The sequence below is a fragment of the Pseudomonas sp. NPDC007930 genome (assembly GCF_042958985.1).
GTDB lineage: Bacteria > Pseudomonadota > Gammaproteobacteria > Pseudomonadales > Pseudomonadaceae > Aquipseudomonas.
In genome coordinates this window covers 800,487-825,218 of sequence record NZ_JBIBKC010000001.1, presented here as the reverse complement: position 1 = coordinate 825,218, position 24,732 = coordinate 800,487, and the positions used below count along the sequence as shown (strand labels likewise).

22 protein-coding genes are annotated in these 24,732 nt (G+C 66.7%); 13 read left to right on the top strand and 9 right to left on the bottom strand.

What is annotated here, in order from left to right; all coding sequences use genetic code 11:
* The first annotated feature begins 71 nt into the window (after positions 1–71).
* The 4 genes from ilvA (at position 72) to ptsP (ending at position 4,987) form a co-directional block, all read left to right on the top strand.
* Positions 72–1,586 (top strand): threonine ammonia-lyase, biosynthetic, encoded by a 1,515-nt coding sequence (gene ilvA / locus ACFZCE_RS03755; RefSeq protein WP_390936191.1) that lies wholly within the window; start codon positions 72–74, stop codon positions 1,584–1,586.
* Positions 1,587–1,601: 15 nt separating this feature from the next.
* Positions 1,602–2,048 (top strand): DUF2269 family protein, encoded by a 447-nt coding sequence (locus ACFZCE_RS03750; protein ID WP_390936189.1) that lies wholly within the window; start codon positions 1,602–1,604, stop codon positions 2,046–2,048.
* A gap of 155 nt (positions 2,049–2,203) precedes the next feature.
* The gene (locus tag ACFZCE_RS03745; RefSeq protein WP_390936187.1) at positions 2,204–2,683 is read left to right on the top strand and encodes an RNA pyrophosphohydrolase; all 480 of its coding nucleotides are present in this window, start codon (positions 2,204–2,206) and stop codon (positions 2,681–2,683) included.
* A gap of 21 nt (positions 2,684–2,704) precedes the next feature.
* Complete coding sequence (gene ptsP, locus ACFZCE_RS03740; RefSeq protein WP_390936185.1) at positions 2,705–4,987, top strand: phosphoenolpyruvate--protein phosphotransferase; 2,283 nt, start codon at positions 2,705–2,707, stop codon at positions 4,985–4,987.
* On the opposite strand, the gene ACFZCE_RS03735 is transcribed toward ptsP, so the two are convergent.
* Positions 4,959–5,720, bottom strand: a complete 762-nt coding sequence (locus ACFZCE_RS03735) for an NRDE family protein (protein ID WP_390936183.1) — start codon at positions 5,718–5,720, stop codon at positions 4,959–4,961. The genes ptsP and ACFZCE_RS03735 overlap by 29 nt on opposite strands.
* 186 nt (positions 5,721–5,906) lie before the next feature.
* On the opposite strand from ACFZCE_RS03735, the gene lgt reads away from it, so the two are divergent.
* Positions 5,907–6,716 (top strand): prolipoprotein diacylglyceryl transferase, encoded by an 810-nt coding sequence (lgt, locus tag ACFZCE_RS03730; RefSeq protein WP_390936182.1) that lies wholly within the window; start codon positions 5,907–5,909, stop codon positions 6,714–6,716.
* Between the two features lie 41 nt (positions 6,717–6,757).
* Positions 6,758–7,729 carry a thymidylate synthase gene (locus tag ACFZCE_RS03725; RefSeq protein WP_390936180.1) on the top strand — a complete coding sequence of 324 codons (972 nt, stop codon included), beginning with the start codon at positions 6,758–6,760 and terminating at the stop codon, positions 7,727–7,729.
* A gap of 402 nt (positions 7,730–8,131) precedes the next feature.
* On the opposite strand, the gene cadR is transcribed toward ACFZCE_RS03725, so the two are convergent.
* Positions 8,132–8,581: a Cd(II)/Pb(II)-responsive transcriptional regulator gene (gene cadR / locus ACFZCE_RS03720; protein ID WP_390936178.1), complete on the bottom strand. Its 450-nt coding sequence runs from the start codon at positions 8,579–8,581 to the stop codon at positions 8,132–8,134.
* Positions 8,582–8,665: 84 nt separating this feature from the next.
* Here cadR and ACFZCE_RS03715 point away from each other — a divergent pair, with 84 nt between their 5' ends.
* Positions 8,666–10,927, top strand: a complete 2,262-nt coding sequence (locus ACFZCE_RS03715) for a heavy metal translocating P-type ATPase (RefSeq protein WP_390936176.1) — start codon at positions 8,666–8,668, stop codon at positions 10,925–10,927.
* Here ACFZCE_RS03715 and ACFZCE_RS03710 read toward each other — a convergent pair.
* Positions 10,924–12,297, bottom strand: a complete 1,374-nt coding sequence (locus ACFZCE_RS03710) for a DUF3482 domain-containing protein (RefSeq protein ID WP_390936174.1) — start codon at positions 12,295–12,297, stop codon at positions 10,924–10,926. The genes ACFZCE_RS03715 and ACFZCE_RS03710 overlap by 4 nt on opposite strands.
* Positions 12,294–13,655 carry a DUF2868 domain-containing protein gene (locus tag ACFZCE_RS03705; RefSeq protein ID WP_390936172.1) on the bottom strand — a complete coding sequence of 454 codons (1,362 nt, stop codon included), beginning with the start codon at positions 13,653–13,655 and terminating at the stop codon, positions 12,294–12,296. The genes ACFZCE_RS03710 and ACFZCE_RS03705 overlap by 4 nt, the downstream gene beginning before the upstream one ends.
* A 58-nt stretch (positions 13,656–13,713) precedes the next feature.
* Here ACFZCE_RS03705 and ACFZCE_RS03700 point away from each other — a divergent pair, with 58 nt between their 5' ends.
* Together ACFZCE_RS03700 and ACFZCE_RS03695 are read left to right on the top strand one after the other, a co-directional pair.
* Positions 13,714–14,226, top strand: coding sequence for a dihydrofolate reductase (locus ACFZCE_RS03700; RefSeq protein ID WP_390936171.1), 513 nt, complete (start codon positions 13,714–13,716; stop codon positions 14,224–14,226).
* A gap of 102 nt (positions 14,227–14,328) precedes the next feature.
* Positions 14,329–15,387, top strand: a complete 1,059-nt coding sequence (locus ACFZCE_RS03695; protein WP_390936169.1) for a haloacid dehalogenase-like hydrolase — start codon at positions 14,329–14,331, stop codon at positions 15,385–15,387.
* Positions 15,388–15,455: 68 nt separating this feature from the next.
* Here the strand turns inward: ACFZCE_RS03695 and ilvD are convergent, their stop codons facing one another.
* Together ilvD and ACFZCE_RS03685 are read right to left on the bottom strand one after the other, a co-directional pair.
* Positions 15,456–17,294, bottom strand: a complete 1,839-nt coding sequence (gene ilvD, locus ACFZCE_RS03690) for a dihydroxy-acid dehydratase (RefSeq protein ID WP_390936166.1) — start codon at positions 17,292–17,294, stop codon at positions 15,456–15,458.
* Between the two features lie 211 nt (positions 17,295–17,505).
* Positions 17,506–18,681: an MFS transporter gene (locus ACFZCE_RS03685; protein ID WP_390936165.1), complete on the bottom strand. Its 1,176-nt coding sequence runs from the start codon at positions 18,679–18,681 to the stop codon at positions 17,506–17,508.
* A 345-nt stretch (positions 18,682–19,026) separates the two neighbouring features.
* Here ACFZCE_RS03685 and mgtE point away from each other — a divergent pair, with 345 nt between their 5' ends.
* A complete protein-coding gene (mgtE, locus tag ACFZCE_RS03680; RefSeq protein WP_390936163.1) occupies positions 19,027–20,367 on the top strand; it encodes a magnesium transporter in 1,341 nt (446 codons plus the stop codon).
* 8 nt (positions 20,368–20,375) lie between these two features.
* On the opposite strand, the gene ACFZCE_RS03675 is transcribed toward mgtE, so the two are convergent.
* Complete coding sequence (locus ACFZCE_RS03675) at positions 20,376–21,572, bottom strand: class I SAM-dependent methyltransferase (RefSeq protein ID WP_390936161.1); 1,197 nt, start codon at positions 21,570–21,572, stop codon at positions 20,376–20,378.
* Between the two features lie 213 nt (positions 21,573–21,785).
* Here ACFZCE_RS03675 and ACFZCE_RS03670 point away from each other — a divergent pair, with 213 nt between their 5' ends.
* The 3 genes from ACFZCE_RS03670 to ACFZCE_RS03660 all read left to right on the top strand — a co-directional run bounded on the left by ACFZCE_RS03670 (position 21,786) and on the right by ACFZCE_RS03660 (position 23,879).
* Entirely contained in the window at positions 21,786–22,598 is an 813-nt protein-coding gene (locus tag ACFZCE_RS03670; RefSeq protein WP_390936447.1) for an HDOD domain-containing protein, read from the top strand.
* Positions 22,599–22,612: 14 nt separating this feature from the next.
* A complete protein-coding gene (mutM, locus tag ACFZCE_RS03665) occupies positions 22,613–23,425 on the top strand; it encodes a bifunctional DNA-formamidopyrimidine glycosylase/DNA-(apurinic or apyrimidinic site) lyase (protein WP_390936159.1) in 813 nt (270 codons plus the stop codon).
* A gap of 97 nt (positions 23,426–23,522) precedes the next feature.
* On the top strand, positions 23,523–23,879 hold the full coding sequence (locus tag ACFZCE_RS03660) for a multidrug transporter (RefSeq protein WP_390936157.1): 357 nt from the start codon (positions 23,523–23,525) through the stop codon (positions 23,877–23,879).
* On the opposite strand, the gene ACFZCE_RS03655 is transcribed toward ACFZCE_RS03660, so the two are convergent.
* On the bottom strand, positions 23,876–24,127 hold the full coding sequence (locus ACFZCE_RS03655; protein WP_010222176.1) for a YfhL family 4Fe-4S dicluster ferredoxin: 252 nt from the start codon (positions 24,125–24,127) through the stop codon (positions 23,876–23,878). The genes ACFZCE_RS03660 and ACFZCE_RS03655 overlap by 4 nt on opposite strands.
* 91 nt (positions 24,128–24,218) lie before the next feature.
* Positions 24,219–24,698, bottom strand: a complete 480-nt coding sequence (coaD, locus tag ACFZCE_RS03650) for a pantetheine-phosphate adenylyltransferase (protein ID WP_390936155.1) — start codon at positions 24,696–24,698, stop codon at positions 24,219–24,221.
* Positions 24,699–24,732: the final 34 nt, after the last annotated feature.

Below are 24,732 nucleotides of genomic sequence, written 5' to 3'. Positions count from 1 at the left end.
CCGCGGCGCTGCAAGCTTCGGCCCCGGCTGGTATCCTTTTGCCCCTTTCCCGCCAGCCGTAGCGTGTTCCGATGCTCGAACAGTACGTAAAGAAGATTCTCACCTCGCGCGTGTACGACGTCGCCGTGGAAACGCCCCTGCAGCTCGCCGGGCAGCTGAGCAAACGTTTGGGCAACCGCATTCTGCTCAAGCGTGAAGACCTGCAGCCGGTGTTTTCCTTCAAGGTGCGCGGTGCCTACAACAAGCTGGCGCAGCTGAGCCCCGAGGAGCGCGCGCGTGGCGTGGTCACCGCTTCGGCGGGCAACCACGCCCAGGGGCTGGCCCTGGCCGCGCGGGAAATGGGCGTCAAGGCCACCATCGTGATGCCCAAGACCACCCCTGAGATCAAAGTCGAAGGCGTGCGCTCGCGGGGCGGCAAGGTGGTGCTGCATGGCGACAGCTTCCCTGAAGCGCTGGCGTTTTCGCTGCGCCTGGTCGATGAAAAAGGCTTTGTGTACATCCACCCCTACGACGACCCGGACACCATCGCCGGCCAGGGCACCGTGGCGATGGAAATCCTCCGCCAGCACCAGGGCTCGCTCGACGCGATCTTCGTGCCTGTCGGCGGCGGTGGGCTGATCGCCGGCATTGCCGCCTATGTGAAGTACCTGCGCCCCGAGGTGAAAGTGATCGGCGTTGAGCCCGACGACTCCAACTGCCTGCAGGCCGCGTTGGCCGCCGGCGAGCGAGTGGTGCTGCCGCAAGTGGGGTTGTTCGCCGACGGTGTGGCCGTGGCGCAGATCGGCCAGCACACCTTCGACATCTGCAAGCACCACGTGGATGAGGTGATCACCGTCAGCACCGATGAAATCTGCGCGGCGATCAAGGACATCTACGACGATACCCGCTCGATCACCGAGCCGGCCGGCGCCCTGGGCGTGGCCGGCATCAAGAAGTACGTCGAGTCTCGTGGGGTCGGCGGGCAAACGCTGGTGGCGATCGACTCCGGCGCCAACGTCAACTTCGACCGCTTGCGCCACGTGGCCGAGCGCGCCGAGCTGGGCGAGGGCCGCGAGGCGATCATCGCGGTGACCATTCCCGAGCAGCCGGGCAGCTTCAAGGCCTTCTGCGAAGCGGTGGGTAAGCGGCAGATCACCGAGTTCAACTACCGTTACCACAGTGGCCGTGAAGCGCACATCTTCGTCGGGGTGCAAACCCACCCTGAGAACGACCCGCGCAGCGCGCTGGTGGCCAGCCTGCGCAGCCAGGGCTTCCCGGTGCAAGACCTGACCGACAACGAACTGGCCAAGCTGCACATCCGCCACATGGTCGGTGGCCATGCGGTGAAGGTCAGCGACGAGATGGTGCTGCGCTTCGAGTTTCCGGAGCGCCCCGGCGCGCTGTTCAACTTCCTCAACAAGCTGGGCGGGCGCTGGAACATCTCGATGTTCCACTACCGCAACCACGGCGCTGCCGACGGCCGCGTGGTCGCGGGGCTGCAGGTGGCGCCGCAGGAACGTGAACAGGTGCTGGCGGCGCTGGCCGATGTTGGCTATCCCTTCTGGGACGAAACCGATAACCCGGCGTACCAACTCTTTCTGGGTTGAGCCACAGGAGCTGCGATGGACACCCTGACCACCCTCAAAACCCTGCACTGGCTGGCCACCGCACTGTTGCTCGGCAGTGTTGCCGCGGTGCTGTGGCGCGCCCAGGCCAGTTGGCGCGCGGGCGACCACCGGCTGTTCGCCAGCACCCTGGACCGCCCGTGGTGGGTGGCCTGGGCGGTGATGGCAGTGGCGCTGGCGAGCTTTCCGATCAGTGGTTGGTGGCTGGTGCACAGCGTTGGCTGGCCCTTGAGCCAGGCGTGGCTGCTGGCCGGCTCGGTGTTGTATATCGTCGGCGCGTTGGCCTGGCTGGCGCTACTGCTGAAGGTGCGCCGCCTGCGCGCCAGCGCGCCGGCCAATGCCGCCGTGTTGAGCACCCAGGGCCGCTGGGTGATGGCCGTGGCTGGGCTGGCGGTGGTGATCCTGCTGGTATTGATGGTGCTGATGCTGGCCAAGCCAGCCTGAGCCGTGCGTTTCCGTCATAAGGCGTTGCACAACTGTCATGCCGGCCGGCAATACTCGGGGCTTCCAGGAAACATTCATATAAGGTAGGCCGCTCGTTGCCGCTTTGCCGGGCTTTATGGAACAATGCCCGAACATGCGTTTGCGAGGTTGCTGCCGTGATCGACCCCGATGGTTTCCGTCCCAATGTTGGCATCATCCTGACCAATGATGCTGGCCAGGTGCTATGGGCTCGACGCATCAATCAGGATGCCTGGCAGTTCCCCCAAGGCGGCATCAACCCCGACGAAAGCCCGGAACAGGCCCTGTACCGGGAGCTGAACGAAGAAGTCGGGCTCGAGCGCCAAGACGTACAGATTCTCGCCTGCACCCGTGGCTGGCTGCGTTATCGGCTGCCCCAGCGGCTGGTGCGCACCCATAGCCAGCCGCTGTGCATCGGGCAAAAACAGAAATGGTTCCTGCTACGCTTAGTCTCCAACGAGCAACGCGTACGGATGGACCTGACCGGCAAACCGGAGTTCGACGGCTGGCGGTGGGTCAGCTACTGGTACCCGTTGGGGCAGGTAGTCACATTCAAGCGCGAGGTGTACCGCCGTGCCCTCAAAGAGCTAGCCCCGCGCCTGCTGGCGCGCGACTGACGACGGAGTTCGACCCCGAGCATGCTCAATACGTTGCGCAAGATCGTCCAGGAAGTTAACTCCGCCAAGGATCTCAAGTCGGCGTTGGGCATCATTGTCTTGCGCGTGAAAGAAGCCATGGGCAGCCAGGTGTGCTCGGTGTACCTGCTCGACCCCGAGGCCAACCGCTTCGTGCTGATGGCCACCGAAGGCTTGAACAAGCGCTCGATCGGCCGCGTCAGCATGGCCCCGAACGAAGGCCTGGTCGGCCTGGTCGGCACCCGTGAAGAGCCGCTGAACCTCGAAGACGCCGCCGCCCACCCGCGTTATCGCTACTTCGCCGAAACCGGCGAAGAACGCTTTGCCTCGTTCCTCGGCGCGCCGATCATCCACCACCGCCGCGTGGTCGGGGTGCTGGTGGTGCAGCAAAAGGAACGCCGCCAGTTCGACGAAGGCGAAGAAGCCTTCCTGGTGACCATGAGCGCGCAGTTGGCGGGGGTGATTGCCCACGCCGAGGCCACCGGTTCGATCCGCGGGCTCGACCGCGCCGGCAAGGTGAAGATCCAGGAAGCCAAGTTCGTCGGCGTCGCCGGCTCGCCAGGCGCTGCCGTGGGCCAGGCGGTGGTGGTGTTGCCGCCGGCCGACCTCGACGTCGTGCCAGACAAACCCGTTTCCGACATCGACTCGGAGCTGGCGCTGTTCCAAAGCGCGCTGGAAGGCGTGCGCAACGACATGCGCACGTTGTCGGCCAAGCTCGCCACTCAACTGCGCCCTGAAGAACGCGCGCTGTTCGACGTGTACCTGATGATGCTCGACGATGCCTCGCTGGGCAGTGAGGTCACCCAGATCATCAAGACCGGCCAGTGGGCCCAGGGCGCGCTGCGCCAGGTGGTCACCGAGCACGTCAACCGTTTCGAATTGATGGACGACGCCTACCTGCGCGAACGCGCCTCCGACGTCAAAGACCTCGGCCGGCGCCTGCTCGCCTACTTGCAGCAGGCCCGCCAGCAGGCGCTGGTTTACCCCGACAACACCATTCTGGTCAGCGAAGAGCTGACCCCGGCCATGCTCGGCGAAGTGCCGGAAGGCAAGCTGGTGGGGCTGGTGTCGGTGATGGGCTCGGGCAACTCCCATGTGGCCATCCTGGCGCGGGCGATGGGTATCCCGACGGTCATGGGCCTGGTCGACCTGCCGTATTCGAAGGTCGATGGCATCGAGCTGATCGTCGACGGCTACCACGGCGAGGTGTTCACCAACCCGAGCGAGATCCTGCGCAAGCAGTACTCGGCGGTGGTGGCCGACGAGCGCGAACTGGCCAAGGGCCTGGACGCGCTGCGCGAGCTGCCCTGCGTGACCACCGACGGCCACCGTATCCCGCTGTGGGTCAACACCGGCCTGCTCGCCGACGTGGCCCGCGCCCAACAGCGCGGCGCCGAGGGCGTGGGCCTGTACCGCACCGAAGTGCCGTTCATGATCAACCAGCGCTTCCCCAGCGAAAAGGAACAGCTGGCGATCTACCGCGAGCAGCTCACCGCGTTCCACCCGCTGCCGGTGACCATGCGCAGCCTCGACATCGGCGGCGACAAATCACTGTCGTATTTCCCGATCAACGAAGAAAACCCGTTCCTCGGCTGGCGCGGCATCCGCGTGACCCTCGACCACCCGGAAATCTTCCTGGTGCAGTGCCGGGCCATGCTCAAGGCCAGCGAAGGCCTGAACAACCTGCGCATTCTGTTGCCGATGATTTCCGGCACCCACGAGGTGGAAGAGGCGATGCACCTGATCCACCGCGCCTGGGGCGAGGTGCGCGACGAAGGCACCGACGTGCCGATGCCGCCGGTGGGGGTGATGGTCGAGATCCCGGCGGCGGTGTACCTGACCCGCGAGCTGTCGCGGCAGGTCGACTTCCTCTCGGTGGGCTCCAACGACCTCACCCAGTACCTGCTCGCCGTGGACCGCAACAACCCGCGGGTGGCCGACCTGTACGACTACCTGCACCCCGCCGTGCTGCAAGCGCTGCAGCACGTGGTCAACGAAGCTCACGCCGAGGGCAAGCCGGTGAGCATCTGCGGTGAGATGGCCGGCGACCCGGCCGCCGCGGTGCTGCTGATGGCCATGGGCTTCGACAGCCTCTCGATGAACGCCACCAACCTGCCCAAGGTGAAGTGGATGTTGCGCCAGGTCAGCCATGCCACCTCGCGCGAACTGCTGGCCCAGCTGATGAAAATGGACAACCCGCAGGTGATCCACAGCACCCTGCAATTGGCCCTGAAAAACCAGGGCCTGGGCCGCATGATCAACCCGCAGGCGCCGAAAACGCTGTGATCCTCACCTCCCCCATGGGCACGCCCTGGGGGCCGAAGCTGCGTTCGATCACTTCCCGCTCGCCACTGCCGTAGAGATACAGCAGCGTGCTGGCGCGGGTGCCGTAGTTCGCGCCACGGATGAACGCCGTACTCAGCCGGCGCTCGGTCTCCAGGCCCACGCCGGTGTCGGGCAGGTCGGCGTCGGCGGGCACCTGGTGGTCTTGCAACAGGCTGAACAGGCGCTCGCTGAGCGCCTCCGGCAGCGCCTCGGCCAGGGCGCCGCGGGCCTTTACCAGCTTGGGCCAAGGCGTATCCAGGCCGGCGTTGCTCAACCCATACACACCGGCCGGCAGCCAGCGCGGCGGCTGCTCGCTGGCCAGGTGGCAGAGGCTTTCGCCGTCGCTCAACAGCAGGTTGAAGCCGGAGTAGCGCGCGCGCTCGGCGTACACCTGCTCCGCGTATGCCCGCAGGCTGAGCGCGCCGGCCAGGTAACCGGCCGGCAAGGCCCCACGGGAGAGGCTGCCGTGCCGGGCCCCGGGCGCGCGGATGTTGGTCACGGCGGCGAACCGCCCGCCTGGGCCGATGCCCATCCAGGTACCGCCGGCCTCAAGGTCGCGCCCGGCATACACCCCCGGGGCGTCGGGCCAGGGCCCGAGGGCCGCGGTAGGGCGGGCGTGGAATTCATCACGGTTGCCCGCCAGCACCAGCGGCAGCGGGTGGCCGGGGCGCCAGGCAAAAACGATCAGGCACATAGCTCGCTCGAGGTCGGGGGGGTACCTGAGTATGCCATTGTGAAACACAGTCATGCGCCCGCGGCCGGTGGCATGAGGTAATATGCGCGGCTCGATGGACAAAGTTTCATCCTTGCCCGGCTGGTGCACGCGCCCCGCACACCGCATAGTGCTCGGCTTTTGGCACCCTGATCTTGAGGATTCGCAATGCTGCCTTACCCGCAGATAGACCCAGTCGCCGTGGCGATCGGGCCCCTGAAAATCCACTGGTACGGCCTGATGTACCTGATCGGCATCGGCAGCGCCTGGCTGCTGGCCGGCAAGCGCCTGGCGCGCTTCGACCCCACCTGGAGCCGCGAGAAACTCTCCGACCTGGTGTTCTGGTGCGCCATGGGCGTGATCGTCGGCGGCCGCCTGGGCTATGTGCTGTTCTACGACCTGCCCGCCTACATCGCCCAGCCCACGCTGATCTTCGAGGTGTGGAAGGGCGGCATGTCGTTCCATGGCGGCTTCATAGGCGTGATGCTCGCGGCCTGGTGGTTCGGCAAGCGCAACAACAAGTCGTTCTTCGAACTGATGGACTTCATCGCCCCGTTCGTACCGATCGGCCTGGGCGCTGGCCGGCTGGGCAACTTCATCAACGCCGAGCTGTGGGGCAAGCCCACCGACGTACCCTGGGCCATGGTGTTCCCGCCGTTCAGCGACCCGGAGCAACTGCCGCGCCACCCGTCGCAGTTGTATCAATTCGCCCTCGAGGGCGTGGCGTTGTTCGTTATCCTGTGGCTATTCACGCGCAAGCCGCGGCCGACCATGGCGGTGTCTGGCATGTTCGCGCTGTTCTACGGGATCTTCCGCTTCGCGGTCGAGTTCGTGCGCATGCCCGATGCCCAGCTCGGCTACCTGGCGTTTGGCTGGCTGACCATGGGCCAGGTGCTGTGCGTGCCAATGATCGTCGCCGGCCTGTTGCTGCTGTGGCTGGCGTATCGCCGCCAGGGCAGCGTGGCCAACGCGCAATAAACGTTTAACGGCGGGGCTTGCCCCGCCCTTGTGGACAAACCATGAAGCAATACCTCGAGCTCGTTTCCCACGTCATCCAGCATGGCGCCCGGCAAAGCAACCGCACCGGCATCGACACCATCAGCTTCCCCGGGGCGATGCTGCGCTTCGACCTGCGCGAGGGCTTCCCGGCCATCACCACCCGCAAGCTGGCCTTCAAGGCCGCCGTGGGCGAGATGTGCGGCTTTCTGCGCGGGGTGAACAACGCCGCCGATTTCCGCGCGCTGGGCTGCAAGGTGTGGGACCAGAACGCCAACGAGAATGCCCAGTGGTTGAACAACCCGTTTCGCCAGGGCACTGACGACCTCGGCGAAATCTATGGCGTGCAATGGCGCCAGTGGCCAGCCTACAAGCGCATCGCCCTGAGCGACCAGGCCGCTATTGCCTTCAGCCAGGCCCAGGGCTTCGCCCCCATTGCCGAGGGCGAGGAAAACGGCCAGCGTTTCGTGGTGCTGTACAAGGCCATCGACCAGGTGCGCCAGTGCCTCGACACCATCGTCAACGACCCCGGCAGCCGGCGCATCCTGTTCCACGGCTGGAACTGCGCCCAGCTCGATGAAATGGCCCTGCCGCCGTGCCACCTGCTGTACCAGTTCCACCCCAACGCGCAAACCCGCGAGTTGTCGCTCACCCTCTACATTCGCTCGAATGACCTGGGCCTGGGCACCCCGTTCAACCTCGCCGAAGGCGCCGCGCTGCTGTCGCTGTTCGCCCGCCTGAGCGGCTACACCCCGCGCTGGTTCACCTACTTCATCGGCGACGCGCACGTGTACGAAAACCACCTCGACATGCTCAACGAGCAACTGCGCCGCGAGCCGCTGGCGGCACCGAAGCTGGTGATCGACGAGCGCGTGCCCGAGTTCGCCAAAACCGGCGTGTACCAGCCGGAGTGGCTGGCCCAGGTAGAGCCGGGGGACTTCCGCCTGGAAGGGTATGAGCACCATGCGCCGATGACGGCGCCCATGGCGGTGTGAGGCAGTAGGTACGCTTGGCCTGGCGGCCTGAGCGCTGGCACGGCAGAGCCGTTGTGGAAACATCCTATAAATAAAAACCCCGGCTCGAGGCCGGGGTGGGTGTTACGCGGTCTTTGCAAGGAGTCGTAAGCTTTCGCTCATTGGAGCTTAGTGCCAACCTGAGGGCCAATCTACGAGCGGTTGGCACTGCTGTCAACCTCGCTATGACAGCGCCTTGCCCAGAAGGAAGCCTGCATGCCGCACACCGTCCAGTACCGGCCAAGGTTGATCGATCAGCTCATCAGCACCAATAGAATCGCCAGTTACAGCAAGGTTTTTTCTACCTGCAGTGATGTGGAGCTGGTCGGTGCCTATCTGTGGAACTCCCATGTATGCGCAGCGTTTTATCCTCTATTGGCTCCCCTAATGCCCGTGCGCCCGCCCCACATGTGAATGCTCCACATCCGGCGCCACCACCGCGCCGTTCTCCTCCAGCCGCTGCAAGATCGAACACTGCTCGCTTGCGCTCGGCCCTTCGCAGCGCTGGCGCAGCTCTACCAGTTGCACCTCCAGCGCCCGCAACCCGTCGATGCGCGCCCGCACGTGGTCGATGTGCTCATCCACCAGGGCATTGACCTGTTCGCAGGGATCTATGCGGCTGTCGCGCAGGTCGAGCAGGCTGCGGATTTCGTCGAGGGTCATGTCGAGCACCCGGCAGTTGCGGATGAACGTCAGCCGCTCCACGTGGGCCTGGGTGTATTGGCGGTAATTGCCGTCGCTGCGCGCCGGTGCCGGCAATAGCTGCTCGCGTTCGTAATAGCGGATGGTTTCAACCTGGCAGTCGGTGGCCTTGGCCAGTTCGCCGATTTTCATCGCGGTGCCCTCAAGGTGCTTGACCCTATAGTGGCTACAGGGTGTGTACTTGGCAACAGATACCCGCTCGCTGGAGCCCTGAGCATGAGCCAACCCACCTTCACGCCCCGCCCTGGCAGCGCCAAGCTGGCCCCGGCCGGCGCGCCCAACGCCCATGCCCACGGCGCCGGGCACTGCTGCGCGCACGCCCACGGCCACGCCCATGGCCAGGCCGCGGCGGAAACCATCACGTTGAACGTACAGGCGGCGGGCGAGGGGCAATTGAGCCGCTTTCGCATCGACGCCATGGACTGCCCCACCGAGCAAACCCTGATCCAGGGCCGCCTGGGCAAGATGGCTGGGGTGCACCAGTTGGAGTTCAACCTGGTCAGCCGAACCCTGGGCGTGCGCCATTCCTTGCCTGGCCCCGAGCCGATCCAGCAGGCGATCAGCGAGCTGGGTATGCTCGCCCAGCCGCTGGAAGCCGGTGCCGCCAGCGAGGTGGCCGCGGTGCGCACGCCCTGGTGGTCGCTGGGCATCGCCGGTGTGGCCGCGCTGGCCGCCGAGGCGGTGCACCTGGGGGCGCTGGCCCCGGCTTGGGTGCCGGGTGTGCTGGCCTTGGTGTCGATCCTTGCGTGCGGCACGGGCACCTACCGCAAGGGCTGGATCGCCCTGAAAAACCTCAACCTGAACATCAATGCGTTGATGAGCATCGCCGTGACCGGCGCGGTGCTGATCGGGCAATTTCCCGAGGCGGCAATGGTGATGTTCCTGTTCACCGTGGCCGAGCTGATCGAGGCCCGCTCGCTGGAGCGCGCGCGCAATGCCATTGGTAGCTTGATGCAATTGGCGCCCGCGCAAGCCACCGTGCAGCAGGCCGATGGCCAATGGCTTGAAGTCGATGCGAAGCTGATCACGGTCGGTGCCGTGGTGCGGGTGCGCCCGGGCGAGCGGGTGGCGTTGGACGGCGAGGTCACCCGCGGGCAAAGCAGCGTGGACCAAGCGCCGATCACCGGCGAAAGCCTACCGGTGGACAAGGGCCCAGGGGCGAAGCTGTTCGCTGGCACCATCAACCAGGCCGGCAGCCTGGAGTACCGGGTGACTGCGCCAGCCAGTGACTCGACCCTGGCGCGGATCATCCACGCGGTGGAGCAGGCCCAGGGCGCGCGGGCACCGACCCAGCGCTTTGTCGATGCGTTCTCGCGCGTGTACACCCCGCTGGTGTTCGTGCTGGCGCTCGCCGCCGCGGTGCTGCCGCCGTTGCTGCTGGGCGGTGCCTGGCTCGACTGGGTGTACCGCGCGCTGGTGTTGCTGGTGGTGGCCTGCCCCTGCGCGCTGGTGATTTCCACGCCGGTGTCGATCGTCAGCGGCTTGGCCGCGGCGGCGCGGCGCGGGATTTTGATCAAGGGCGGGGTGTTCCTGGAAAACGGCCATCGGCTGAAGGTGCTGGCCCTGGATAAAACCGGCACCCTGACCGAAGGCCGGCCGCGCCAGACCGACTGGCTGCCGCTCAGCCAGGCGCTGGCCCCTGAACGCCTGCGCCAACTGGCGGCGAGCCTGGCGCAGCGCTCCGACCACCCGGTGTCGCGGGCGATCGCCCAAGCGGCCGAGGGCCAAGTGCTACTGGAGGTGAGCGGCTTCGAGGCGCTGCCTGGGCGCGGGGTAATGGGTGAGGTTGACGGGCAACCCTATCGTTTGGGCAACCACCGCATGGTCCATGAACTGGGCCTCTGCAACCCGGCGTTGGAGGCCCAGTTGGAAGCCTTCGAGCGCCAAGGCAAAACAGCGGTGTTGCTGTGCGCGGCCAACGGCGTGCTGGCGCTGTTCGCGGTGGCCGACACCCTGCGCGCCAGCAGCCGGCAGGCCATCAACGAGCTGCACGCGCTGGGGATCAAAACCCTGATGCTGACCGGCGACAACGCCCACACCGCGCGCGCCATCGCCCATGAAGTGGGCATCGATGAGGCCCGTGGCGACTTGCTCCCCGACGACAAGCTCGCCGCGGTGCAGGCCTTGGTCGAGCAGGGCCTGCCGGTAGGCATGGTCGGCGATGGCATCAACGACGCGCCGGCCCTGGCCCGGGCTGATCTGGGGTTCGCCATGGGCGCGGCCGGCACCGACTCGGCGATCGAAACCGCAGACGTCGCCCTGATGGACGACGACTTGCGCAAGATCCCGGCGTTTATCCGGCTGTCGAGGCGCACCCGCGCGGTGCTGGTGCAGAACATCGCCCTGGCGCTGGTGATCAAGGTGCTGTTCCTTGGCGTTACCCTGGCCGGCATGGCCACCCTGTGGATGGCGGTGTTCGCCGACATGGGCGTGAGCCTGCTGGTGGTGCTCAACGGCCTGCGGCTGTTGCGCGCTTAATCGGCCTCCAGGCCCAACTGCGTGCTGAGCGCGGCCACCGCCCGTTGGCGTTCGTCGTCGCCTGGCCGGGCGCCACGGTTGAGGGTGGACCAGGCCGGGTGAGCCCGGGCGCGGGCCAGTTCCGCCGGTAGCTTGCCCTGGCGCCAGCGCTCGCCGTCCGGGCTGTGCACGGTGATTGCCGCCAGCGCCGCATGGCCACGCGCCTGCAGGGCTTTGACCAGCTGGGTTTGCCGCAGCGCCAGCAAGCGCAGCACGGCGTCGTCTACGGTCAGCTCGCGCTCGCCCTTGAACTTGCCGAGCAGGCGCGCGCCGTAACCTCGGGCGGTTTGCAGCGCGCCACCGGCCAGCGCGCCAGCGAGGGTGGCAAGGCCCAGGGTCAGCCCGCCGACCATCAAGTCGATCCCGGCGCCGGCCGCCGCGCCGGCGGCCAGGCCACCGCCCAGCTTCACGCCCAGTTGGCGCAGGGTTTCCGGGTTGAACAGGTCGTCGCCCCAGCGCCCGTCGAGCAGCGGCAGGTCGCTGGCGGCGGCGTCGGCCCGGCGAAAGCCATACAGCGCCAACAGCGCCTCCACACAGTGCTGCTCACGCTCGCGTACGGCCTTGCGCAGGGCCTCTACGGCCTCGCCGTGCTGCTCGCGCGGCACTCCGCGGCGGCAGGCGGCGCAGTCGACCAGCAGCTGCGCCACCAGCAGCTGTGCTTGGGCCAGGCGCCGTTGGGCTTGTTGCTGGTGGTCTTCGACCAGGCGCTCGAGCAACCCGCGCGCGGGCTCGAGCAGCAGCGCCAGGCTCTGGTACAGGCGCTGCTCGCCATCCCGCGGCGGCGCCACGCTGTCGAAGCGCACCAGCGCGTGCAGCCCCAGCCGGGCCAAGGCCTCGCGCCACTGCGGTTCACGGTGCTCGTGGGCGGCGACGAAGTTGAGCACCGGCAGCAACGGCTTGCCGCAGGCCGCGAGCACTTCCAGTTCGTCGCGGTACTTGGCCAGCACCGGCTCGCGGGCATCGATCACGTACAGCCCGGCATCGCACGCCAGCAGTTGCCGCAGCACCTTGGCTTCCTGCTCGAAGCGCTGGCGGGCTTCGGCGCTGGTCAAAAAGCGCTGCACCCGCGCTGGCCCGTCGAGGCGCTCGCCGGGTGCATCCAACTGGTCGAAGTGCGCCAGCAGGGCCATGGCGTCTTCCAGCCCGGGGGTGTCATACAGCTCGACCAACGCCTGGCCAACCACCGACAGCCGCGCACCTTCCACGTGCCGGGTGGTACTCGGGCGGTGCGACACCTCGCCGAAGCCCACATCACGGGTGAGCGTGCGCAGCAGCGAGGTTTTGCCCACGTTGGTGTGGCCGACCACGGCGAGGGTGACCGGCTGGCTCATGGCGTGCTCCCTAGCCAGGCGCTGGGCAGGGCCGCGCTGTGGGTAAAGCCGGCTTGGCCCAGGGCGCTGTGCCAGGCCTCGAGGCGAGGCAGGTCGAGGGGCTCGCTTGGCAGCAGCCAGACCTGCGTGGCGCCCGCGCAGCGGCTCAGCTCGCCGAGCAGCGCGAGGGTGCCGCGGTCGGGCGAGCGCAGCGGATCGCAGGCCACCAGCAGGCGCCCGGGCGGGTGGGCGCTGAGTTGCTCGAGCACCCGCTGGCGCGAAGCGCGATCGTCAAGGATGCCGGCGTTGTGCACCCCGGCGGGCAACGCGGGTGGCCAAGGCTGCTCGGCGCTCAGTTCGATGGCGACGACCACCGCGTCGCTGCCGGTGTGCACGGCAGGGCGCAACTCGGCGGTGGCGGGCAATGGCCCGGGGGCGTCATGCACGCCGAGGCGCTCGGCGCTGGGCATCAGCCGCTCGCGCAGGGCTTCGCTGATGGGGTAATCCGGGGCCGTGAGCAACTGGCGGCGGCCGCGGCGCCACAGCGCCCAGCACAGCAGGCCCAGCACGGCCCGTGGCAGCACGCCGTAACACAGCAGCACCCCCAGCAGCCAAGTGGCCCAGGGTTGCCGCGCGCTGGCCAGGGCGGCATCGCCGCTGGCGCGAATCGCTTCGCTGTCCGGCACACTGAAGCCCAGCCAGGCCGGCAGCGCGCCGAGGGCGTGGGTCAGTTGCACGAAGCTGGCGCTGCCGAGCAGGGTGGTTTCCCAAACGAATTCGTAACGGCGGGTGGCGAGCATCAGCACCAGGGTGGCCAGGGCGCTCAGCGCGCTCAGCAGCCACAGGCCATGGGCCGCGCTGCCCAGCCGCCAGCGGCCGAGGCGGCGGCGCTGCAGCAGCGCCCAGTACGCCGGGGCCAGCGGCAAGGCGCGGCTGTCGCGGGCCAGGCGGCTGCTCAGCCACAACCACAGCCGGCCCAGCGCGGCGCCATGGCCGCGCAACAGGCCGCTGGCGCACCAGGCCAGCAACGCCAGCAGGTTGATCCCGAGCAGGCTGGCCACGGCCCAGAACACGTTGACCGGGCGGCCGCCATCGCCCAAGGCCGCGGCCGCCATGCTGGCGCCGCTGAGCACGGCGCACAGCAACAACACCGCCAGCGCCAGCCGCGCGCCCTGGCGCCAATGGCCCAGGGCCTGGGGCAGGCCATCGCGCTCGGCCAGCCACAGCGCGCGGGCTTCGATGCGTTGTGCCAGGGTGCTGCCTTCGCGGCGGGCCAGGCGCACCGCTTCGCTGTCTTCAAGGGGGCCGGCGTGGGTTTCACGCCAGTGGATGGCTTCGGTCAGCCAGAGTCGGTCCAGTGCAGTCACACGGCAATCCATCGTTTGTGTACGGCCCAGCATAACCTGAGTGGGTGGGGCTCTGTTATGCTCCGCGGCTATGAACAAAACACTGACCCTGAGCCTGATCGCCGCCCATGGCGAGAACGGCGTGATTGGCGTGGACAACGCCATGCCCTGGCACCTGCCGGGCGATTTCAAGTATTTCAAGGCCACTACCCTCGGCAAGCCGATCATCATGGGGCGCAAAACCTGGGATTCGCTCGGCCGCCCCCTGCCGGGGCGGCTTAACCTGGTGGTCAGCCGCCAGCCAGGGTTGGCGCTGCTGGGCGCCGAGGTGTACCCCTCGTTCGAAGCGGCCTTTGCCCGCGCCCAGGCCTGGGCCCTGGAGCAGGGCGTGGGCGAGGTGATGCTGATCGGCGGCGCGCAGTTGTATGCGCTGGGCCTGCCCCACGCCGACCGCTTGTACCTGACCCGCGTAGAGCTCGCGCCTGAGGGCGATGCCTGGTTCCCGGCGTTCGACCGCGCGGTCTGGCATAAGGTCTCCGACGAGCCCAACCTGGCCCAGGACGGCAAGCCGGCCTACCACTTCGAAGTGTGGGAGCGTCGCTGACAGAACGCTTTTGCCGCGCGAACGTAACAATGCGTCGCGTTCAGCGCGGAAGCTTCATCTGCCTCTGCTAGCTTCCTCAGACCATTCTGGGGAGCGCCACCGATGCCATTCACCTTCAAGCCGTTCGTTGCCGCCGTATGCCTGGCCCTGGCCGGCACCGCCCATGCCGCCACTGAGCTCAAGCACTGGCCTGCCGAGGCGGCCAAGCAGCTCGACGCGATGATTGCCGCCAACGCCCACAAGGGCAATTACGCGGTGTTCGACATGGACAACACCAGCTACCGCTACGACCTCGAAGAGTCGTTGCTGCCCTACCTGGAAAACAAAGGCGTGATCACCCGCGACAGCCTCGACCCGTCGCTCAAGCTGATCCCCTTCAAAGACACCGCCGAGCATAAAGAGAGCTTGTTCAGCTACTACTACCGGCTGTGCGAGATCGATGACATGGTCTGCTACCCCTGGGTGGCGCAGGTGTTTTCCGGCTTCACCCTGCAGCAGCTCAAGGGCTATGTAGACGAGCTGATGGCCTCGGGCAAGCCGATCAGCAGCACCTACTACGACGGCGACAAGGTCACCCCGATCGAGGTGCAGCCGCCGAAGGTGTTCACCGGCCAGGCTGAGCTGTACAACAAGCTGATGGAAAACGGTATCGAGGTGTACGTGATCACCGCCGCCTCCGAAGAACTGGTGCGGATGGTCGCCGCGGACCCGAAATACGGCTACAACGTCAAACCGCAGAACGTGATCGGCGTGACCACCCTGCTGAAGAACCCCAGCACCGGCGAACTGACCACCGCCCGCAAGCAGATCACCGCCGGCCACTATGACCCCGCGGCCAACATGGGCCTGCTGCTCACCCCGTACCTGTGGACCCCAGCCACCTGGATGGCGGGCAAGCAGGCGGCGATCCTCACCTACATCGACCAGTGGAAAAAACCAGTGCTGGTGGGGGGCGATACGCCCAGCAGTGATGGCTACATGCTGTTCCACAGCGTCGACACGGCCAAGGGCGGCATCCACCTGTGGGTGAACCGCAAGGCCAAGTACATGGACCAACTGAACGCGATGATCAAGAAGAACGCCGAAGCGCAGAAGGCCGAGGGCCTGGCGGTCACGGCCGACAAGCACTGGGTGATCGTCAAGCCTGAGGAGATTCAGTAACAGGCCCTGGCACAGCTGGCCCCCGTGGGAGGCTGGCTGTGCCGGGTGATGGGCCCTGAGGGCAACCCTTAGCCGTCGAGCAGCGCCTTGTCGCGCACCGCGCCCTTGTCGGCACTGGTGGCCAGCAGGGCGTAGGCCTTGAGCGCCGTGGTCACGCGGCGGGCGCGTGGCTCGGCGGGCTTCCAGCCTTTGGCGTCCTGGTCGGCGCGGCGGGCGGCCAGCTCGGCGTCATCGACCAGCAGGTTGATGCCGCGGTTAGGGATGTCGATGAGGATCTTGTCGCCATCGCGCACCAGGCCGATGGCACCACCGGCTGCCGCTTCCGGCGAGGCGTGGCCGATCGACAGGCCCGAAGTGCCCCCGGAGAAACGCCCGTCGGTCAGCAGTGCGCAGGCTTTGCCCAGGCCTTTGGACTTCAGGTACGAGGTGGGGTAGAGCATCTCTTGCATGCCCGGGCCGCCTTTCGGGCCCTCGTAGCGAATGATCACCACGTCACCGGCTTTCACTTCGTCGGCGAGGATGCCGCGTACCGCGCCGTCCTGGCTTTCGAACACCTTGGCGGTGCCCTCGAACACGTGGATGGACTCATCCACGCCGGCGGTTTTCACCACGCAGCCGTCCAGCGCGATGTTGCCGTAGAGCACGGCCAGGCCGCCCTCTTTGGAGTAGGCGTGCTCGACGGCGCGGATGCAGCCTTCGGCGCGGTCGTCGTCCAGGCTGTCATAGCGGGTGGCCTGGCTGAAGGCGGTCTGGGTCGGGATGCCGGCGGGGCCGGCGCGGTAGAACTCATGCACGCTTGGGTCTTTGCTGAGCTTCACGTCCCATTGGGCGATGCCGTCGGCCATGGTCGGCGCGTGCACGGTGGGCACGTCGGTGTGCAGCAGGCCGCCACGGGCCAGCTCGCCGAGGATGCCGAAGATGCCACCGGCGCGGTGCACATCCTCCATGTGGTACTTGGGCGTGTTCGGCGCCACTTTGCACAGTTGCGGCACCAGCCGGCTGAGGCGGTCGATGTCGCGCAGGTCGAACGGGATCTCGCCTTCCTGGGCCGCGGCCAGCAGGTGCAGGATGGTGTTGGTCGAGCCGCCCATGGCGATGTCCATCGTCATGGCGTTTTCGAACGCCTTGAAGTTGGCGATGTTGCGCGGCAGCACCGAGGTGTCGTTGTCGTGGTAGTAGCGTTTGCACAGCTCGACCGCGGTGCGGCCGGCCTGCAGGAACAGCTTCTCGCGGTCGGCGTGGGTGGCCAGTACCGAGCCGTTGCCCGGCAGGGCCAGGCCGAGGGCTTCGGTCAGGCAGTTCATCGAGTTGGCGGTGAACATGCCCGAGCACGAGCCACAGGTAGGGCAGGCGCTGCGCTCGTATTCGGCGACTTTTTCGTCCGAGGCGGTGGAGTCCGCCGCGATCACCATGGCGTCTACCAGGTCCAGGCCGTGGCTGGCCAGCTTGGTTTTGCCCGCTTCCATCGGCCCGCCCGACACGAACACCACCGGGATGTTCAAGCGCAGGGCGGCCATCAGCATGCCGGGGGTGATCTTGTCGCAGTTCGAGATGCAGACGATGGCGTCGGCGCAGTGGGCGTTGACCATGTACTCGACCGAGTCGGCGATGATTTCGCGGCTGGGCAGCGAGTACAGCATGCCGTCGTGGCCCATGGCGATGCCGTCGTCCACGGCGATGGTGTTGAATTCCTTCGCCACGCCACCGGCCCGCTCGATCTCGCGGGCCACCAGTTGGCCGAGGTCTTTGAGGTGCACGTGGCCGGGCACGAACTGGGTGAAGGAGTTGGCGATGGCGATGATCGGCTTCTTGAAGTCGTCGTCTTTCATGCCGGTGGCGCGCCACAGGGCACGGGCGCCGGCCATGTTGCGGCCATGGGTGGATGTTTTCGAGCGATAGTCGGGCATGAAGCACTCCGGACGGCTAATCAGGTTTTAAGAGAGTCGAGCTTTCTTGGCCGGTGCGGGGCGGGCAGATAGCCGCCTGGCATGGATGTGGCCCGCAAGGCGCGCGGGATCGCCGCGCGTTGCTGGCCGAGCTCATAAACCCGCCGGGGATGACTGGCGATGAATCTGCCGATTCTACACCGGCTGCGGGGGGAGTGAACGCCGCGAAAGATTAAAGGTTGACCGCGTCACGCTCGGCGGCCTGGGTTTCGGTCACCGCGGCCAGCAGCAGCGAGCTGACGAGGGTCACGGCCACGAACAACACCAGCAGGCCGACCCGCACATCCGGTTCGGCCAGCAGGGTGAGCAGGCTCAGCAGCCCGGCGCAGGCGAAGGTCAGGGTATTGCCCAGTGCCTTGGCCGCTGGCCGGTTGGGCGCGAAGTCCAGCGCCTGGGCGGTGGCCGCGCCGCGCACCAGGCCAGTGCCCAGGGTGCTGGCCAACAGCGGGGCAAGGCACCACAGCAAGCTGGCCTCGCGCAGCGCCAAGGCCAGCACCGCCGCGGCCATGGCGGTCAGGCCCAGGCCCACGCGGATCTGGTTGTTGGCGCTCAAGCGCTGCCCGAGCCAGCCGGCGATGCCCTCGCTGGCGAGGGCGGCCACGCCGTAGGCCAGGAGGATTTGCGCCACCTGGGCGCTGCCCAGGCCATAGTGAAGCGTGCCGACCACCGGCAGGCACACCAGCGCAGCGAAGTGGCAGGCGAAGGCCAGCGCCGCCAGCAGCGAATAACCCCGCAGGCCGGGCTGGCGCAGGGCTTCGCGGTAGCTGGCGAAGCTGCTGTGGCCCTGGGCCTGGGCGGGCTCTTCGTCGAGCACGCCGATCATCAGGCCGATGGCGAACAGCACCAGGAACTCATACGCCAGGAACACGGCCTGCCAACCGAACTGCTGCTGCAGGGCTTCACCCACCAGCGGCGCCACGGCGATCACCAGCGCCCCAACCAGCACCAGTACCGCCAGCGCCCGCTGGCTGCGCACGTCGCGCCCTTCGAGCAGGCCATGCACCAGCACCAGGCTGCCACAGCCAAAGCCCTGCACCGCGCGCAGCGCCAGCAAGGCCCAGCCGTGGTCGATCAGCACCACGCTGGCGGCGGCCACCCCCGACAACGCCAGCCCGGTGACCAGCACCGGCTTGCGCCCCCAGCGGCTGGCCAATGGGCCAATGCACGGCTGCGCCGCGGCCACGCCGAGGGCGTACAGGCTGGCCACCCCGGCGATGTGCGCCAGCGGCAGGTTGAACTGCGCGGCCATCGCCGGCAGCGCCGGCAGCAGCAGGTCGATGGGCAGGGCGCCGAGCACGACGAGGGTGAGGATCAGGAACAGCGTGGCGTTTCGTTTGCGAGGGCTCATGAAGGACTACGGGCTGGCTGGAAGGGAGTGCAGCGTAGGCGGCCGCTTCGTGACTGCGCTAGCAGCCGATTCCTAGGGACCTGTAGGAAACTTTACCAAAATCAGAAGCGTAACGGGCGCCCCGCGCGACCGCTGGCCTGGGCCGGTAATCCTTTGTAGGAAAAGTCCCTTAATCGTTTCACCTCGCTAGCCTGGCCCTCCGGGCCTCTCTATTATGCCCGCGCCGCATGTGCGGCCCTATGGATTCCTAATTTGATGGACACCCCCAGTCCCATTTCTCTTTTGATCTTCGCCACCCGCTGAGCCCCGCGTACAGCCGGGTGGCCGCTGCCCGGAGTGCGTGACATGCAAACCCCTCTCTACCGCCGTGCCCCCGTGTCTTTGGCGCCTGTCAATGACGAAGCCCGTATTCGGGCCGCCAGCCTGCTGGCCGTCGACATGGCGCGCTATCTCGAAGGCGTGGGCGACCTGGCCTACATGAACCAGGCGCTCGAAAGCCTGGAGCCGCCTAAGCGTGCCCAGGTGTTTGGCTATTTGCCGTTGGCGCGGCAGGCCGCGCTGGTTAAGGCGTTGCCGCCCCCGGCGCTGGGCGAGCTGCTCCAGGCCCTGGCCGCCGACGAGCGCGCCGACTTGCTCAACCATGTCGATGAGGCCCTGCGCCAGCGCCTGTTGCCGGCGTTGGCCCAGGCTGAGCGAGACGACGTACTGCGCCTGTGCAGCTATCAGGAAGGCACCGCTGGCGCGTTGATGACCAGCGAATACTCCTGGCTGCCCGCCCAGCTCAGCGCCGCCGAAGCCATTGGCGTGCTGCGCGGCCAGGCGGGCGAGGCTGAAACCATCTACCAGAACTACATCCTCGACGGCGAGCGGCGCCTGCTCGGCACCCTGTCGCTGCGCCAACTGATCCTCGCGCCCGAGGCCGAGGCCCTGGAGAACCTGATGGTCACCCCGGTGGTGCACGCCCGCGTCGACACGCCTGCCGAAGAGGTGGCACGGCTGATCAGCGACTACGACCTGCTCGCCTTGCCCATCGTCGATGCCCAGGCCCGCCTGGTGGGGATCGTTACCTGCGACGACGCCATGGACGTGGTGGTGGAGCATGCCACCGAAGATTTCCACAAGGGCGCGAGCATCGCCCAGCACATCGGCAACCTGAAAACCGCCAGCGTCAGCCTGCTGTACCGCAAACGGGTGTTCTGGTTGGTGCTGCTGGTGTTTGGCAACCTGTTTTCCGGCGCGGGCATCGCCGCCTTCGAAGACGTGATCGCCTCGAACATCGCGTTGGTATTCTTCCTGCCGCTGCTGGTAGACAGCGGCGGCAATGCCGGGGCGCAGTCGGCGACGCTGATGGTCCGGGCCCTGGCCACTGGCGAAGTGGTGCTGCGCGATTGGCTCGGGTTGTTGCGCCGCGAATGCGCGGTGGCGCTGGCGCTGGGCTGCACCATGGCGCTAGCGGTCTCGACCTTGGGGCTGGTGCGGGGGGGTACCGACATCGCCGTGATCGTGGCCAGCAGCATGCTGGTGATCGTACTGGTCGGTAGCCTGATCGGCATGAGCCTGCCGTTCGCCTTCAGCCGCCTGAAGCTGGACCCAGCCACCGCCAGCGGCCCGTTGATCACGTCGATCGCCGATGCCGCGGGGGTGCTGGTGTACTTCGGGATCGCCAGCCAGGTGCTCGAGCTTTAACCGGGTGCTTAGCTGTTGGGCAGCAGGCGCACCGTCAGGCTCTTGATGTAGCGGGTTTCGGCGATGGCCGGGTGCACCGGGTGGTCCGGGCCCTGGCCGCCGCGCTCGAGCAGCTGGATGTTGCGGTCCAGGTGGCGGGCGCTGGTCAGCAGGATGTTCTGCAGGTCGTCTTCTGGCAGGTGCATCGAGCACGACGCGCTGACCAGAATGCCGTCGCGGGCGAGCAGGCGCATGGCTTGCTCGTTCAGGCGGCGGTAGGCGGCCTCGCCGTTTTTCAGGTCTTTCTTGCGTTTGATGAACGCGGGTGGGTCGGCGATGATCACGTCGAAGCGTTCTTCGGCGGCCTTCAGCTCGCGCAGGGCTTCGAAGGCGTCGCCTTCCACGCAGGTGACCTTCTCGGCGATGCCATTGAGGGTGGCGTTGCGCTCAACGCCATCGAGGGCAAAGGCCGAGGCGTCGACGCAGAACACTTCGCTGGCGCCAAAGGCGCCGGCCTGCACGCCCCAGCCGCCGATGTAGCTGAACAGGTCGAGTACCCGCTTGCCCTTCACGTAGGGCGCCAGGCGCGCACGGTTCATGCGGTGGTCGTAGAACCAGCCGGTTTTCTGCCCTTCGAGCACGGGCGCTTCGAACTTCACGCCGTTTTCTTCCAGCGGCACCCACTCCGGCACCACGCCGAAGCCGGTTTCGACATAGCGCTGCAAGCCTTCGGCGTCGCGGGCGGCGGAGTCGTTCTTGAACAGAATGCCGCGGGGCTGCAGCACCTGCACCAGGGCGGCCTGCACGTCATCCTTCAGCGCTTCCATGGTGGCGGAGGCCAGTTGCACCACCAGGTGGTCGCCGAAGCGGTCGACGACCAGGCCCGGCAGCAGGTCGGAGTCGCCATACACCAGGCGGTAGAAGGGTTTGTCGAACAACCGCTCGCGCAGTGACAAGGCCACGTTGATACGGTGCACCAGCAGGGATTTGTCCAGCGCCAGCTTGGGGTCGCGTGACACCACCCGGGCGCAGATCAGGTTGTTCGGGCTCATCGCCACGATGCCCAGCGGCTTGCCGCCGGCGGCTTCGAGCACCGCCTGGGCGCCCGCCGCGAACCCCTGCAGCGGGGTGACCGCCACATCGACCTCGTTGCTGTATACCCACAGGTGGCCGGCGCGCAGGCGGCGGTCGGCGTTGGCTTTGAGGCGAAGGCTGGGCAAGGGCATGGGGGGCTTCCGGGCAAAACGGCCATGATAGCGTAAATCGCCCGGCACAGCCGGGCGAAGGGCCCTCGAACCGCTACGCAACCCCTGTAGCCTCCCACCGGTGCTCACCAAGCGGCTGGCAACGGGGTACACTGTGCCGAGCATTTGGAGCCCGTAGTCATGTCCCTCGAGTTAACCGCTGAGCAGATCGAACACGCCCTGCAAGGCATCAGTGTGCCGCCGCAGCCGCAAATCATGGTCGACCTGCAGATGGAGCAGTACATGCCCGATCCAGACCTGGCCACCATCGCCAGGCTGATCGCCCAAGACCCAGGTTTGTCCGGCGCCCTGCTCAAGATCATCAACTCGCCGCACTACGGGCTCAGCAACCGCATCGCCTCGATCCAGCGCGCTGTAGACCTCCTCGGCGTGCGCTCGGTGATCAACCTGATCAACGCGCAGTCGATCAAGGGCGAGATGAGCGATGAAACTATCGTCATCCTCAACCGTTTCTGGGACACCGCCCAAGACGTGGCCAATACCTGCGCCACCCTGGCCAAGCGGGTCGGTTCGCAAGCGGTCGATGAAGCCTACGCCCTCGGCCTGTTCCATGATTGCGGCGTGCCATTGATGCTCAAACGCTTCCCTGAGTACATGGGCGTGCTCGAACGCGCCTATGGCCAGGCCGGCCCCGATACCCGCATCGTCGACACCGAAAACCAGCAGTTCAACACCAACCACGCCGTGGTGGGCTATTACACGGCCCGCTCGTGGCGCCTGCCCGAGCACCTGTGCAACGCCATTGCCAACCACCACAATGCGTTGGCGATCTTCAGCGACGGCTCCAGCAGCCAGGCGCCCTTGAAAAACCTGCTGTCGATCCTGAAGATGGCCGAGCACATCTGCGCCGCCTATCGGGTGATCGGCAACCAACGCGCGGACCACGAATGGAACGTGGTGGGCCCGCTGGTGCTCGATTACGTGGGCCTGAGCGAGTATGACTTCGATAACCTGGCCGAAACCATCCGCGAACTCGGCACCCGCTGAAGGCTTTACCTAGCATGCCTGAACTACCAGAAGTCGAAACCACGCGCCGGGGCATCGCGCCCCACCTCGAAGGGCAGCGCGTTAGCCGGGTGATCGTGCGCAACCGCCGGTTGCGCTGGCCCATCCCCGAAGACCTCGACGTGCGCTTGTCGGGCCAGCGCATCGTCAGCGTGCAGCGGCGGGCCAAGTACCTGCTGATCAACGCCGAGGTGGGCACGCTGATCTGCCATTTGGGGATGTCTGGCAACCTGCGGCTGGTGCCGGCCGGGCAGGAGGCGCTCAAGCACGAACACGTCGACATCGAGCTGGAGACCGGCCTCACGCTGCGCTACACCGACCCCCGCCGTTTCGGCGCGATGCTCTGGAGCACCGACCCTCATGCCCATGAGCTGCTCGCCAGCCTGGGGCCAGAGCCACTGACCGACCTGTTCGACGGCGAGCGGCTGTTCCAGCTGTCGCGCGGGCGGGTGATGGCGGTCAAGCCGTTCATCATGGACAACGCCGTGGTGGTGGGCGTGGGTAACATCTATGCGACCGAGGCCCTGTTCGCCGCCGGTATCGACCCGCGCCGCGAGGCGGGTGGTATCTCCCGCGCGCGCTACCTGCGCCTGGCGGTGGAGATCAAGCGCATCCTGGCCAACGCCATCGAGCGGGGCGGCACCACCCTGCGTGACTTCATCGGCGGCGATGGCCAGCCCGGTTATTTTCAGCAGGAGTTGTTCGCCTATGGCCGCGGCGGGGAGCCCTGCAAACTCTGTGGTAAAGCCCTGCGCGAGGTGCGCCTGGGCCAGCGGGCCAGTGTTTACTGCGGCGCGTGTCAAAAATGAATACATCTCGGCCACCGGCACGACACTGACAACGCGCGTGCCGCTGGTATAGTTGAAAGCACCCTTTGAAGTATCTGCACAGCAGAAGGACCGTGCCATGAAGCCGTTTCGCGCGTTATCCCTGGCGCTCGCCCTGGGCGTGGGTGCCCAGGCCATGCCCGCTTGGGCCGATTTTGACAGTGAAAGCCGCCCCACCGGGGGCGCCAGTGGCGACCCGAACTTCCAGGTGCAGAACCCACCGGCGTTCGCGATGATTGGCGACCTGCTGGTGGCCAGGCCGTTGCTGATTGCCGCGACGGTAGTCGGTGCCGGCCTGTTCGTGGTGTCGTTACCGTTCACGGCCGCGGGCGGCAACATGGGCGCGGCGGGCAAGGCGTTGGTGGTCGACCCGGGCAAGGCTGCGTTCGTGCGCTGCCTGGGCTGTACCGATAGCGGTTACAACAAGGGCCGTTAAGCCTTGCCGGTAATGCGCCGGTACTTCTCCATCAGTTGCTCTTCGGTTTCCGGGTGGGCTTCATCCAGCGGGATGCAGTCTACCGGGCATACCTGCTGGCATTGGGGCTCGTCGTAGTGCCCTACGCATTGGGTGCAGAGGTTAGGGTCGATCACGTAGATTTCTTCACCCTGGGAAATCGCGGCGTTCGGGCACTCGGGTTCGCAGACGTCGCAGTTGATGCAGTCGTCGGTGATGATCAGGGACATGCGGGCTCCAGCCCGGGGCGTATGGCCCGGGCATCAACAAACAGATGCCGGCCATTTTGCCCCATTGTGGCGTGCCTTGCACGCCCGTTGCTCAGCCCTGGAAGCGGGCCTTGAGGGCGTCGGCCACCGCGGGGTGCACGAATTTGGTGATGTCTCCGCCCAGGTTGGCGATTTCACGCACCAGGGTGGACGAGATGAACGAGTAACGCTCCGACGGGGTGAGGAACAGGCTTTCGATGTCTGGCGCCAGTTGCTTGTTCATGTTCGCCAACTGGAATTCATATTCGAAGTCCGACACCGCGCGCAGGCCGCGCAGCAGCACGTTCGCGCCTTGCTCCTGGGCGAATTGCGCCAACAGCGTAGAAAACCCCACCACTTCGACGTTGGGCAGGTGTTTGGTCACCTCTTTGGCCAAGGCCACCCGTTGCTCGAGCGGGAACAGCGGGTTCTTCTTCGGGCTGGCGGCGACGGCGATCACCACCGTGTCGAACAGCCGCGAAGCGCGTTCGACCAGATCGCCGTGGCCTTTGGTGATCGGGTCGAAGGTGCCGGGGTACAACACTCGGTTCATCGCGTCGTCCTGCTGTGAGCCGTTTGGGGAGTCG